Annotated in this window: 11 protein-coding genes and 1 pseudogene; 6 read left to right on the top strand and 6 right to left on the bottom strand. The window is 68.2% G+C overall.

Annotated features, from left to right (window positions below; genetic code table 11):
* Positions 1–215: 215 nt before the first annotated feature.
* From ACFE7F_RS03260 to ACFE7F_RS03270, 3 genes are read left to right on the top strand one after another with little or no spacing between them, the layout of a single operon-like run.
* The gene (locus ACFE7F_RS03260; RefSeq protein ID WP_375402405.1) at positions 216–1,460 is read left to right on the top strand and encodes a lipoprotein-releasing ABC transporter permease subunit; all 1,245 of its coding nucleotides are present in this window, start codon (positions 216–218) and stop codon (positions 1,458–1,460) included.
* Positions 1,453–2,136 (top strand): ABC transporter ATP-binding protein, encoded by a 684-nt coding sequence (locus ACFE7F_RS03265; protein ID WP_375402406.1) that lies wholly within the window; start codon positions 1,453–1,455, stop codon positions 2,134–2,136. Before ACFE7F_RS03260 ends, ACFE7F_RS03265 begins: the two co-directional genes overlap by 8 nt.
* A complete protein-coding gene (locus tag ACFE7F_RS03270) occupies positions 2,133–2,612 on the top strand; it encodes a glutathione peroxidase (RefSeq protein WP_375402407.1) in 480 nt (159 codons plus the stop codon). The genes ACFE7F_RS03265 and ACFE7F_RS03270 overlap by 4 nt, the downstream gene beginning before the upstream one ends.
* A gap of 2 nt (positions 2,613–2,614) precedes the next feature.
* Here ACFE7F_RS03270 and ACFE7F_RS03275 read toward each other — a convergent pair whose 3' ends face one another.
* Positions 2,615–3,262 carry an HdeD family acid-resistance protein gene (locus ACFE7F_RS03275; RefSeq protein ID WP_375402408.1) on the bottom strand — a complete coding sequence of 216 codons (648 nt, stop codon included), beginning with the start codon at positions 3,260–3,262 and terminating at the stop codon, positions 2,615–2,617.
* Positions 3,263–3,377: 115 nt separating this feature from the next.
* Between ACFE7F_RS03275 and dnaE the strand changes: the two genes are divergently transcribed.
* Positions 3,378–6,977, top strand: coding sequence for a DNA polymerase III subunit alpha (gene dnaE / locus ACFE7F_RS03280; RefSeq protein ID WP_375402409.1), 3,600 nt, complete (start codon positions 3,378–3,380; stop codon positions 6,975–6,977).
* Between the two features lie 16 nt (positions 6,978–6,993).
* Entirely contained in the window at positions 6,994–8,610 is a 1,617-nt protein-coding gene (locus ACFE7F_RS03285) for a long-chain fatty acid--CoA ligase (protein ID WP_375402410.1), read from the top strand.
* A gap of 3 nt (positions 8,611–8,613) precedes the next feature.
* Here ACFE7F_RS03285 and ACFE7F_RS03290 read toward each other — a convergent pair whose 3' ends face one another.
* Positions 8,614–8,802 (bottom strand): hypothetical protein, encoded by a 189-nt coding sequence (locus tag ACFE7F_RS03290; protein WP_375402411.1) that lies wholly within the window; start codon positions 8,800–8,802, stop codon positions 8,614–8,616.
* Between the two features lie 55 nt (positions 8,803–8,857).
* Positions 8,858–9,931: a PA0069 family radical SAM protein gene (locus tag ACFE7F_RS03295; RefSeq protein ID WP_375402412.1), complete on the bottom strand. Its 1,074-nt coding sequence runs from the start codon at positions 9,929–9,931 to the stop codon at positions 8,858–8,860.
* Between the two features lie 112 nt (positions 9,932–10,043).
* Here ACFE7F_RS03295 and ACFE7F_RS03300 point away from each other — a divergent pair, with 112 nt between their 5' ends.
* Positions 10,044–10,229: a hypothetical protein gene (locus ACFE7F_RS03300; protein ID WP_375402413.1), complete on the top strand. Its 186-nt coding sequence runs from the start codon at positions 10,044–10,046 to the stop codon at positions 10,227–10,229.
* A 15-nt stretch (positions 10,230–10,244) separates the two neighbouring features.
* Here the strand turns inward: ACFE7F_RS03300 and moaB are convergent, their stop codons facing one another.
* From moaB to ACFE7F_RS03315, 3 genes and pseudogenes are all read right to left on the bottom strand, one after another.
* Positions 10,245–10,772 (bottom strand): molybdenum cofactor biosynthesis protein B, encoded by a 528-nt coding sequence (gene moaB / locus ACFE7F_RS03305; RefSeq protein ID WP_375402414.1) that lies wholly within the window; start codon positions 10,770–10,772, stop codon positions 10,245–10,247.
* A complete protein-coding gene (locus ACFE7F_RS03310; RefSeq protein WP_375402415.1) occupies positions 10,762–12,612 on the bottom strand; it encodes a transglycosylase SLT domain-containing protein in 1,851 nt (616 codons plus the stop codon). Before ACFE7F_RS03310 ends, moaB begins: the two co-directional genes overlap by 11 nt.
* Positions 12,609–12,806: pseudogene (locus tag ACFE7F_RS03315) on the bottom strand (uracil-DNA glycosylase); the annotation flags it as partial. The gene ACFE7F_RS03310 and the pseudogene ACFE7F_RS03315, both read right to left, overlap by 4 nt.

The following is a 12,806-nucleotide window of genomic DNA, read 5'->3' on the forward strand; positions in this document are numbered from 1 at the left end:
CTCCTCGCCGCGCGCGTTTTCCGCTGCGGCGGTGAAGAGCCTTCCCCGAACCACGGCCGTTGCCTGTGTGCCAGTGAGATCGGGCTAGGACGAAGATTTGCACTTGTCACGCATGCCGAGTCTCTCCCGAAACGAATAGTCGCGCCATGTGGCCCCGCCGCAACAATCGTACCGCGATTGCCAGTCCGGCCCCGCGCCGGTAGGCGGGCCGGGACATGATCCTCGCCCCCTACGAACGCATGATCGCCCGGCGCTACCTGTTGCCGGGGAAGGGGGAGGGGTTCATCTTCCTCGTCGCCTCGATCAGCCTGGTCGCGGTCATGCTGGGCGTCGCCGCGCTGGTCATCGTCATGAGCGTGATGAACGGCTTCCGCGCCGAGCTGTTCGACAAGATCACCGGCCTGAACGGCCATGCCGTCGTGCAGGGGTTCGGCGGACGCCTGCCCGACTGGCGCGATATCGTCCGCGACGCGCGCGCCACGCCCGGCGTTACCAGCGCCGTGCCGCTGATCGAACAGCCGCTGGCGGCCACCTACAACGGCCGCGCGGAGGCCGTGCTCGTCCGCGGCCAGCGGTTCGAGGATATCCAACGCTCGGTCGGGAACAACATCGTCTCGGGCACGCTCGGCGGCCTTCGCCCGGGCAACGCCCGCATCGCCATCGGCTCGCGCCTGGCCGAATCACTCGGCGCGCAGGTCGGCTCGGAGATCTCGCTCTTTAATCCGCAGGGGCAGAGCACGCCGTTCGGCACCGTCCCGCGAATCGTCGCCTACACGGTCGGCGCGATCTTCGAGATTGGCGTGTACGACTACGACAAGGCCTATGTCGTCATGCCGCTCGAAGAGGCGCAGACGCTGCTCCTGCTCGGCGACGCGGTCGGCATGGTCGAGGTGCAGACGGTCGACCCCGACCGCGTCGGCGAGATCCTGCGCCCGTTAGCGCAGCGCATCGGCGGCCGCGCGGTGGTGCAGGACTGGCGTACCATGAACGCGCAGTTGTTCGAGGCTCTGGCGGTCGAGCGCGTGGCGATGTTCGTCGTCCTATCGATCATCATCCTCGTCGCCGTCTTCAACATCCTGTCCTCGCTCATCATGCTGGTGCGCGCCAAGACGCGCGACATCGCCATCCTGCGCACCATGGGCGCGACCCGCACCAGCCTGCTCCGCATCTTCGTAACGGTCGGAACCACCATCGGCGCGCTCGGCACGCTGGCCGGGCTCGCGCTCGGCGCGGTGTTCCTCTTCTACCGCCAGGCGGTGGTAAACTTCGTCCAGCTCGTCACCGGCCAGAATCTGTGGGATCCGTCGATCCGCTATCTGACAGAGCTTCCCTCCAAGACCGAGCCCGTCGAGATCGTCGCGATCACGCTGATGGCGCTCGTCTTCAGCTTTCTCGCCACGCTCTATCCGGCCTTCAAGGCGGCCAGCACTGATCCGGTTCAAGTTCTCAGATATGAATGAGCCGGTCCTTCATACCGCCGGGCTTTCCCGCAGCTTCACCCAGGGCGGCCAGACGATCGAGGTCCTGCGCGGCGTCGACCTCCAGGTCGCGCCCGGCGAGATCGTGGCGCTTCTGGGCCCGTCGGGATCGGGCAAGTCGACCTTGCTCCAGGCGGTCGGCCTGCTCGAAGGTGGATTCGAAGGCTCGATCCGCATAGCGGGCGCTGAGGCATCCAAGCTGAACGCCGCCGGCCGCACGCTCGTCCGCCGCGACCGGCTCGGCTTCGTCTACCAGTTCCATCATCTCCTCCCCGACTTCGACGCGACCGAGAACGTCGTCCTGCCCCAGCTCGTTCGCGGCATCCCGCGCACCGACGCGCGCACGCGCGCCGCGTCGCTCCTCACCGCGCTCGGCCTCGGCCACCGGCTGACCCACCGACCCAGCCAGCTCTCGGGCGGCGAGCAGCAGCGCGTCGCCGTCGCCCGCGCGCTCGCCAACCGCCCGACGCTCGTCCTCGCCGACGAGCCCACGGGCAACCTCGACGAGCATACCGCGGGCATCGTCCTGGCCGAGTTTCTGCGCTTGGTGCGCGGCGAAGGCTCGGCCGCGCTCGTCGCCACCCACAATGAACGGCTCGCTGCCCGGATGGATCGCGTCGTGCGCCTGCATGAGGGCCGGATCGAGGAGGTTCGATGACCATGATCACCGATTTCGAGGTCCGCGGGGCCGACGGCGGCCCGGCGTCGCTCGATACCTGGCGCGGCAAGGTGCTGTTGATCGTCAACACCGCCTCTAAATGCGGCTTCACCCCGCAATATGACGGGTTGGAGCAGCTCGGCCGCGACTACCGCGGCCGCGGCTTCGAGGTGCTGGCGTTCCCCTGCAACCAGTTCGGCGCGCAGGAGCCCGGCGACGCCGCCGAGATCGCGACCTTCTGTCGGACCAACTACGACGTGACCTTCCCCGTCTTCGCCAAGATAGACGTCAACGGCCCCGCCGCCTCGCCCTTATTCGACCGGCTCAAATCCGAAGCCCCCGGCCTGATGGGCAGCCGCGCGATCAAATGGAACTTCACCAAATTCCTCGTCGATCGCCAGGGTAGAACCGTCCGCCGCTACGCTCCCCACACCAAGCCGGAAGACCTGAACGGCGACATCGAAGCGCTGCTCTAACATTAACCCTCTCCCGCTTTCGCGGGAGAGGGAAAGACGCGCGTAGCGCGGCGAGGGTGAGGGCCCTGCTTTAGGCTCCCAGGGAAAACGCCGGCGCGCCCTTCCGGTGCGCCAGCCCCGCGGTGATCGCCGTCACCCCGCCGAACAACAAACTGATCCCCAGCACATACCCCGGTAGCGTCAGCGCCGACGCGGGCACCGTCGCGACGATGAACCCCGCCAATAGCAGATTGAGAACGCCCAGCGCGATCATCGACCAGCGGTGCCGCTCGTGCCGCGCGCCCCACGATCTCCATCACCCCGCGCGCGATCAGCCATGCCGCCATCAGCAGCGTCAGCGAGAACGCGCCGGTCACCGGGCGGAACGCCATCACCAGCCCGACGACGATCGACAGCACTCCGAGCAACAGCTTGTAGGGCCGGTGGTGATGGTCATGCCCGATCACTCCCGCCGCCAACGCCATGACGCCGGTCGCGACGAGCAACGCGCCCACGACCAGCGTCGCCGCCAATGTCGCGGAGAACGGGGACAGGAACGCGAACACGCCCAGCGCCGCCGACAACACGCCGTACGCCAGGATCCACGCCCAGCCTGCGCCCGCACGGGGAGCCCTGTCGCTTATCGGATCGTCACCGCGCCTATCGGTCATCGCTCTGGTTCCCAGCTCGCTTCGGTGGGCAACGGGCCGTCCATGCGAGGGTTCCACGACGACCGGTCCCGCCTAATCGCTTTCCGAATCATCGGCCTATGCCCATAGTCGAGCGATGCATTCCGGTTTCGTTCCCCTCCGCATCTTCTCCTCCTACACCATGCTCGACGGTGCCATCGAGCCCAAAGCGATCGTCGAGCGCGCGCGCCAACTGCACTTTCCCGCCACTGCGCTCACCGACCGTAACGGCCTGTATGCCGCCATGGCCTTCTCCGAAGCGGCCAAGAAGGGCGGGGTGCAACCGATCGTCGGCGCGATGCTGGGCGTCTGCCGCCCGGGCACCCCCGATAGCGTCGCCGCGCCGCTCGACTGGCTCGCGCTTTATGCACAGGACGCGGTCGGTTACGACAATCTGTGCGCGCTCGTGTCGATGGCGCATCTCGACCGCCCGATCGAGCTCGACGCCCATGTCGACTTCTCCATGCTGGAAGGCCGCACGGACGGCCTCCTCGCACTGACCGCGGGCGGGGAAGGGGGACTTGCCCGCTTGTTCGCCGAGGATCAGCCCGACCGCGCCCGCGCCTATGCCGACCGGCTTCAAGCGCTGTTCCCGGACCGATTATATATCGAACTCGTCCGCCGCGACAACGCCGTCGAGACCGCTGCCGAGACCGCGCTGATCGAGCTCGCCTACGCCCGCGGCCTCCCGCTCGTCGCCGTGAACCCGTCCTGCTTCGCCGAGGCCGACTTCGGCGAGGCGCACGACGCCATGCTCTGCATCGCGCAATCGAGCTACGTCGCCACCAAGGACCGCAAGCGCACCTGCCGCCACGCCTGGATCAAACCCGCCGCCGTCATGGCCGAGCTGTTCGCCGACCTGCCCGAGGCGATCGCCAACACGCTCGTCGTCGCCCGCCGCTGCGCGGTGATGGCTCCCAGCCGCGCACCGATCCTCCCCAGCCTCGCCACCCCGCCCGACCTCGCCGCCGAAGCGGAGATGCTTCGACAGGACTCGCGCGCGGGACTCGAGGCGCGGTTGGATCGGATCGCGACGCTCCGGTCCAATTCCGTTCGCGAGGGACTGCCACCCCAACCCGTTCGCGCTGAGCCTGTCGAAGCGTCGTCTTTCTCTTCCGCCGTGAGACAGGACGACCCTTCGACAAGCTCAGCGCGAACGGAGGAGGAATGGCGGAAGCCCTACCGCGACCGCCTCGAGTTCGAGCTCGACGTCATCATCCAGATGGGCTTTCCCGGCTATTTCCTGATCGTCGCCGACTTCATCAAATGGGCCAAGGATCACGACATCCCCGTCGGCCCGGGTCGTGGCTCGGGCGCTGGCTCGGTCGTCGCCTGGTCGCTGACGATCACCGACCTCGACCCGCTTCCGCTCGGCCTGCTGTTCGAACGCTTCCTCAATCCCGAGCGCGTGTCGATGCCCGATTTCGACATCGACTTCTGCGAGACCAGGCGCGGCGAGGTCATCCGCTACGTCCAGGAGAAATACGGTCGGAACCAAGTGGCCCAGATCATCACCTTCGGACGCCTGAAGGCTCGCGCCGTGCTCAAGGACACCGGCCGTGTGCTCCAGATGAGCTATGGCCAGGTCGATCGCCTCGCCAAGCTCGTCCCCAACCACCCGACCGATCCCTGGACGCTGACCCGCGCGCTGAACGGCGTGTCCGAACTCGCCCGCGAATACGCCAACGACAACGGTGTTCGCCGCTTGCTCGACCTAGCGATGAAGCTCGAGGGCCTGCCGCGCCACTCGTCCACCCATGCGGCCGGCGTCGTCATCGGCGACCGCCCGCTCGCCCAGCTCGTACCCCTATACCGCGATCCGCGCTCGGACATGCCGGTCACTCAGTTCGACATGAAATATGTCGAAGGGGCGGGTCTCGTGAAGTTCGACTTCCTCGGCCTGAAGACGCTGTCGGTCCTGAAAAAGGCCACGCAACTGCTTGCGAAACGGAACATAACGATCGACCTCGACGCGCTCGCCTGGGATGACGAGCAGGTCTACAAACTCCTCCAGCGCGGCGACACGGTGGGCGTTTTCCAGCTCGAATCGGAGGGAATGCGCCGCACACTGTCCGCCGTCCGCCCGTCCAACTTCGGCGATATCATCGCGCTCGTCTCGCTCTACCGCCCCGGCCCGATGGACAACATCCCGAGCTTCGGCCGCCGCAAGAACGGGCAGGAGCCGATCGCCTACCCCCACGGATTGTTGGAACCGATCCTGGCCGAGACCTACGGCATCTTCGTCTACCAAGAACAGGTCATGCAGGCCGCGCAGGTCCTCGCCGGCTTCAGCTTGGGCGGCGCCGACCTCCTTCGCCGCGCCATGGGCAAGAAGGTCAAGGCGGAGATGGACGCGCAGCGCGCGGGCTTCGTCGAGGGTTGCCGCACCGTCAACGGCATCGGCAGGCAGCAGGCGAACGATCTGTTCGACCTGATCGACAAGTTCGCCGGCTACGGCTTCAACAAATCCCACGCCGCCGCCTATGCGCTCCTCGCCTACCAGACCGCCTGGCTGAAGGCGCATCATCCGCACGAATTCTACGCCGCCTCAATGTGTTACGACATGGCTTTGACGGACAAGCTCGGCATCTTCGTCGAGGACGCGCGCCGTTTGGGCGTCATCGTCTGCGGCCCCGACATCAACATATCCGATGCCGAGTTCGACGTTCAAGTGGATGATAACGGGCCAAAAGTCCGTTACGCTCTCGCCGCACTCAAATCCGTCGGCGAGGGCGCGATGGAACGGCTAGTGGCCGAACGCACCGAACGCGGCACCTTCGCCAACATCGACGACCTCGCCACCCGCGTCGACCCGCGCCTCTTCAATAAGCGCCAGCTCGAAACGCTCGCCGCCGCGGGCGCGTTTGACGAACTCGACCCCAACCGCGCCGGGCTTCACGCCGCCGCCGACACGATCCTCGCCGTCGCCGCTCGCACGCACGACGCCAAGACGAGCGGGCAGGGCGGCTTGTTCGGCGGTGAGTCCCACGCCGGCGACGCGATCAAGCTGCCGGTCGCAACCTGGACCCTGTCGGAGCGCATGGAGCAGGAAAAGGAGGCGTTCGGCTTCTACTTCTCCGCCCACCCCGTCGACCGCCATTCGCATATCGCGCGCACCCACGGCGCGCGCGCCTACGCCGCGCTCGGCGAGCTCCAGGTTCCCGAGGACGGCCGCGTCGGCGCGACCATGGCGGTGCTCGTCGAGGAAGCCCGCTGGCGGCAGTCGGCGCGCGGCAAGCGCTACCTCATGGCCCAGCTCTCCGACGCGAGCGGCCAGTTCAACGCCACCTGCTTCGACGACGCGGTCGCCAAGGACCTGGAGGATGCCGCGCGCGAAGCCAAGTGCGCCCTCATCACCGTCGAGCTCGACCGCAAGCCGGGCGAGGATGCGCCGCGCGTCAGCGTCCGCCGCGTCCAGTCGTTCGACGGCCTAGCCTCCACCGCCCGTTTCGTGATCGAGGCGACGATCACCGACCCCGCCGCCTTTCCCGCGCTCGCCGGGATGCTCCAACACCACCGGGGGGCGCGCGGCGAGGTGCGCGTGATCGCGCACTATCCGGACGGCGCGGTGGCGACGATCCTGCTCGGCCGCGACTTCCTGCTCGATGCGGAACTTGCGGGCCGGATCGAGCTGTTGCACGGTATCGCCAAGGTCGAGCTCCGGAACAGCGAAACGCGGCTGGCGCTCGTCGGGTAAGCCGCAGGAGAGGCCGATGCTGGGTGGAATGCAGGATTTCGAGCTGCGCGTCCCGCGCCTCATCGAGCACGCCGCGCGCGAGCACGGCCGCCGCGAGATCGTCACGCGCTGGGCCGACGGATCGAAGACGCGCACGGACTGGGCCGGAATCGAGCGTGACGCCCGCCGCTTCGCGCAGGCGCTCGTCCGGCTCGGCCTGCGACCCGGCGACCGCGTGGCGACGCTGGCGATGAACCACGCGCATCACCTCGCCGCCTGGTACGGCGCGATCGGGATGGGCGGCGTGATCCACACGATCAACCCGCGGCTGTTCGACGATCAACTCGTCTACATCGCCAACCACGCCGAAGACCGCGTGCTCCTGTACGACCGCGCCTTCCAGCCGCTCGTCGACCGCCTCCGCGACCGCTTCACGACGATCGAGCATTACGTGATCATGGACCCCGGATCGCAGTCCGGGGCAGGCGGGGAGGGCGACAGTACCTTCCGCGCGCTGGTCGACGCCGAGGACGGCGAATTCGCCTGGGTCGAGGGTCCCGAGCGCGACCCGTGCATGCTTTGCTACACCAGCGGTACGACCGGCAATCCCAAGGGCGTCCTCTACACCCACCGTTCCAGCGTCCTCCACGCGCTTGCCGAGATCCAGCCCGCCGTGTTCGATCTCGACACCCGCTCGGTGCTGCTGCCCATCGTGCCGATGTTCCACGCCGCCGCCTGGGGCCTGCCCTTCGCGGGAGCGGTCGCCGGGTGCAAGTTCGTCTTCTCCGCCGTGAACGACCCGCCGGTGTTGTGCGACCTGATGAACCGGGAGCGGGTGACCACCTCGGCGGGCGTGCCCACGGTTTGGCTCGGCCTATTCGCGCATATGGACGCGACCAGGATCAGCCCCGAGCATCTCCGGCTCGTCACCATCGGCGGGTCGGCCGCGCCGCGCGCCATGATCGAGCGGATCATGCGGATGGGTGTGCGCGTCAACCACGCCTGGGGCATGACCGAGACCTCGCCGATCGGCACCATGGGGGCGCGCTCGCCCGACTGGGACCGGCTGGCCTTCGACCAGCAAGTGGACCAGGTCGCGATGCAAGGCCGCGCACCCTTCGGCGTCGAGCTCCGCACCGTTGACGACGAAGGCGTGGTGCTGGCCCGTGACGGCCGGAGTTCCGGCAGGTTGCAATGCCGAGGCCCGTGGGTGATCGGCCGCTATTTCAAAGCCGAGGAAGCCGCGACCGACGCCGACGATTGGTTCGACACGGGCGATGTCGCGCTGCTCCATCCCGACGGCACCATGCAGATCACCGATCGGGCCAAGGACGTGATCAAATCGGGCGGCGAGTGGATCAGCTCGGTCGAGCTCGAGAACGCCGCCGTCGGCTGCCCCGGGGTCGCCGAGGCGGCGGCCATCGGCATCTACCACCCGCGCTGGGACGAACGCCCGCTGCTGCTCGTCGTCCGCAAGCCGGGCAGCATGGTAAGCGAGGCGGAGATCACCGCGCACTTGGGCGACCACGTCGCGAAATGGTGCCTGCCCGACGCGATCGTCTTCGTCGACGAACTACCGCACACCGCCACCGGCAAGCTGCTCAAGACCGCGCTGCGCGAGCGGTACAAGGACTACCGGCTCGCGGCGGCATAGAAGTCAGCGCCCGTCGCTGCTCGAGTCGCCCGGCTCGCCTTCCAGGTCCGGCATCGCATGGTTGCCATAGCCCGCGCCGGCGTCCTCGCTCGGTTCGGCTCCGGACGCCGCGCCCGAGCCCGCGCCCTCCCGGTCGGCGTCGTTGGGGCTGAGCGGCTGGGCGGCGGGAACGTCGCGGTTCTGGTCGGTCATGGTCAATCCTCTAAAGCTTCGACGACTCCAACGACCGGCGTAGGCGCGGGTTGCCTTACCCGAACAGCTCGCCCTGCGGCCCCGCCGGCGGCCGGAACAGGTCGGAGCGCAGCGTTATCCGCCGGCCGACCAGTCCATGCTTGCGGCAGGCGATGTCGAACCGCGTCCGGAGCAGTTCCGCCCACGGTCCCGAACCCCGCAGTCGCTTGAAGAAGCCCGGATCGTTCTCGCGGCCGCCGCGCATCGACCGGATCGTCGCCATCACCTTGCCCGCCCGGTCGGGAAAATGCTCGTCCAGCCACGCCTTGAACAACGGCGCGACTTCGAGCGGCAACCGGACCGGGATGAAGAAGGCCGCGCTCGCGCCCGCCTCGGCCGCGCGTTCGATCAGATGCTCGATCTCATGATCGGTGATCGCCGGGATGACGGGCGAGATCGAGACATAGACCGGCACGCCGGCACCCGCGAGCTTGCGCACCGCCGCCAGCCGCTTCTCCGGATGCGGCGCGCGCGGCTCGACCGTCGCGGCCACCTTGGGATCGAGCGAGGTCACCGACACGCACACGCTCGCCAGCCCCTGCGCGGCCATCGGCGCCAGCAGGTCGATATCGCGCACGACCCGGTCCGATTTGGTCGTGATCGTCACCGGGTGGCGGCACTCGGCAAGCACCTCGATCACCGACCGCGTGATGCCCCACTCACGCTCGATCGGCTGGTACGGATCGGTGTTGGTCCCGAGCGCGATCGGTGCGGGCGAATAGCCGGGCTTGGCGAGCTCCGCCCTGAGCAGCGCCGCCGCATCGGGCTTGGCGAACAACCGGCTCTCGAAATCGAGCCCGGGCGACAGATCATGGAACGCATGGGTCGGCCGCGCATAGCAATAGATGCAGCCATGCTCGCACCCGCGATAGGGGTTGATCGACCGATCGAACGACATGTCCGGCGACGCGTTGCGGCTGATGATCGTCTTGGGTCGCTCGACCGTAACCGTCGTACGGAGCGGCGGCGGCGCTTCACCGAGCAATTCGCGGTCGTCTAGCCAGTCGCCGTCAGCCTCGATGCCGGGCAGATTGAACCGTCCGCTTACCGCATTCAGCGTCGCGCCACGCACGGTCCGGGGTTTTGCCATATACCGCGATACCATCTATTCAAGAACATAACAAAAACATTACCGACACTCGTGCAACTGGAACGTGCGATCGACGTTGGCACGGAGAGCCGCTTATGCCGGGAATGAAGCCATGTTCATCGACGAGCACAGCATCTGGCCCCGCGACGAACCGGCCAAGGCACCGGAGCCGCCACGTTCGTCGGACGGCGCGGCCCGCCTGTTCCTCGTAATCGCGCTGGTGGCGTTCTTCATGCCGTTCAGCATCGGCAGCGTCGTTGCCTTGTCCCGCTTCATCGCCGCGCTGCTGGGCCGATAAGGATCGGCGGCGCGGTCAGCGCTCCTGAAGCCTCGGCATCAGTTCGACGAAGTTGCAGGGACGGTGCCGGCTGTCGAGCTGATCGCGCAGGATGCCGTCCCAAGCGTCCTTCACCGCGCCCGTCGATCCCGGCAGCGCGAACAGATACGTGCCGCGCGTCACGCATGCGCATGCCCGCGACTGGATCGTCGACGTCCCGATGGTCTGGAAGCTGAGCCACCGGAACAGCTCGCCGAAGCCCGGGATCATCTTCTCGGCCACTTGACCGATTGCCTCGGGCGTTACGTCGCGCCCGGTAACGCCGGTGCCGCCCGTGGTGAGGACGCAATCTACGCCCGGATCGTCGATCCAGCCGTTCAACCGCGCCACGATCAGGTCGACATCATCGCGTTCTATCCGGCGATCCGCCAATTCATGTTTCGCAGCGAGCAGCCGTTCGACGAGCAGGTCGCCTGATCGGTCCTCGGCCAACCCCCGCGTGTCGGAGACGGTCAGGACCGCGATGCGGACTGGAATAAAACTCCGGCTCTCGTCAATCGGCATCGGCGATCAATGCCGTTGGGGCTACCGTCTGCTCGCTCACCGGAAGGGGGAGGGGAAGCGGCGCGGGCCGCGGCACGAAGGGCGCGATCGGCGTCCGCACTCGGACCGCCTCCGCACCCGGCAGCCCGGGAAAACGCGGCCACATGCCCTGAGCCAGCGCCTTGCGGCTCGCGAACGTCGCCTTGCCGCCGACGCCCTCATACATCCAATAATTGCGCAGCACCGTGGTGACGTAGCCGCGCGTCTCCCAATAGGGGATGGATTCGATATACAGCAGCGGATCACCCCCGTCGCGCACCAACCCGTTCCACTCGCCGACCGGCTTGGGTCCCGCATTGTAAGCGGCGATCACCTTGGGCAGCAGCCCACCGGTTGTCTGTCGCATATCGCGCAGCCGCTCCAGATGGCGCTGGCCGACGTCCATGTTGGTCGACGGCTTGCTCAGGAAGGCTCGGTCCGCCGTCGCCAGGCCGCGCTCGCGCGCGAAGTCGGTCGCGGCGGCCGGCATGATCTGCATCAGGCCATACGCCCCCGCCGGGCTTACGACCTTGTTGCGGAAGCGCGACTCCTCGAGCGTGTGTGCGTAGACGAGCGCCTTGTCGACGCGCCAGCCGCTGTCGGGTTTCCAGTTGGGCGTCGGATAGCGCAGCTCCGCCGCCGGCCGGTACCCCGCCGGGCAGTTGTGCGCCATCCACAGGCTCGTCGCGGCCAGATCGAGCAACCCCGCCAGGCGGAGCAGCCCCTGGAACTCGGCCGGGCTGCCGATCCTGGCCTGATGCCGGAGCACGTCGTCGGCGAGATCGGTCTCGCCCAGCTCAACCAGCGCCGCCGCGACGCGGACGTTGGGGCGCTTATCGAGCGCCGCCCAGTCCGCCGCGACCAGGCCCGTCGCCGGCCTGGCCCCGCCGCGCATGCCGAGCGTCTGCGCGGCGAGCTGACCATAAAACGATTCGGAGAACAGCGCGGCCGCCTTCAGACGTCCCTCGACGCGGTCGGGCCGCGCCCCCGCCATGTCGGCGCGCGCCGCCCAATAGAGACCGGCCGCGCGCAGGTCGACGTCGCTCGCCCGCGCCGCCACCTGTTCGAACGCCGCGCCGGCCGCAGGCCAGTCGCGCGCGCGCCATGCCGCCAGCGCTCCCGTCCAACGCGCCTGGAGCGCCCACTCGCCGACCCCGGCCTGTCCCAGCGCGGCCAATGAACGCGCGTTCGCGTCGTCGCCTTGCAGAAAATAGATCCACGCGGTCCGCGCCCGCCATTCGGTCGTTGCCTCGGAACCCAGCCCCGTCGTCGCCTCGAGCAGCGCGTGCGCGGCCGCGCCATCGTCCAACTTCACATGGGGCTGCATGGCGATCGCCAGATCGGCCGCGATCAGGTCGCTCTTAGTCGCCTTGGCGTGGACTCGCCGCGGCGCGCCGTCCTGCCAGATCAGCCGCTGCTCGACCGGAAGCGGCGGCAGCTCCCCGGCTCCGCGCGCGCGCGCCAGCCTGGCGAGCGCCGCTGCCTGGGGCAGCTCGGGCGCCTGGTTGAGCAGCGCCATCAGCGGCTCCAGCTCGACCTTGGGCGAGTTCTTGGCGAGGTACATCTCGGCGCGCGCAACCGGATGCAGCGGCCCGAGCGGCATCGCGTCGAGCGCGATCTGCGCGTCCATCCAGCGCTCGGCGCGGATAGCCTCGAACACCGCCGCATACCCGTCGCGCTGGCCCGCACCGAGCTGAGCGGGGATGCGGTCGCGCGTCACGATCGCGCCCGCCCCCACTCCGGCCGCAGCCGGCGGTTCCGCGGCAAAAGCGGGAACGGCCAGGGCCGCGCCCGCCAGCATGAGGAGGTGCGTCGACCTCATTCGCCTAATCCTTTGATCAACATCTGCAGGTCAACCCACGCCTCGCGCTTGCGGCCGGGATGCTCGAGCAGGAAGCGCGGATGAAAGCTCGCCACTACCGCGCTTGTCCCACCCCTATGGTGAACCTCGTGCGAACGCCCGCGCGCGCCGAGCACGTTGATCCTGAGCACCGCGCGGCTGGCCGCGTCGCCCAG

Source organism: uncultured Sphingomonas sp. (genome assembly GCF_964235535.1).
Classification (GTDB): Bacteria; Pseudomonadota; Alphaproteobacteria; order Sphingomonadales; family Sphingomonadaceae; genus Sphingomonas.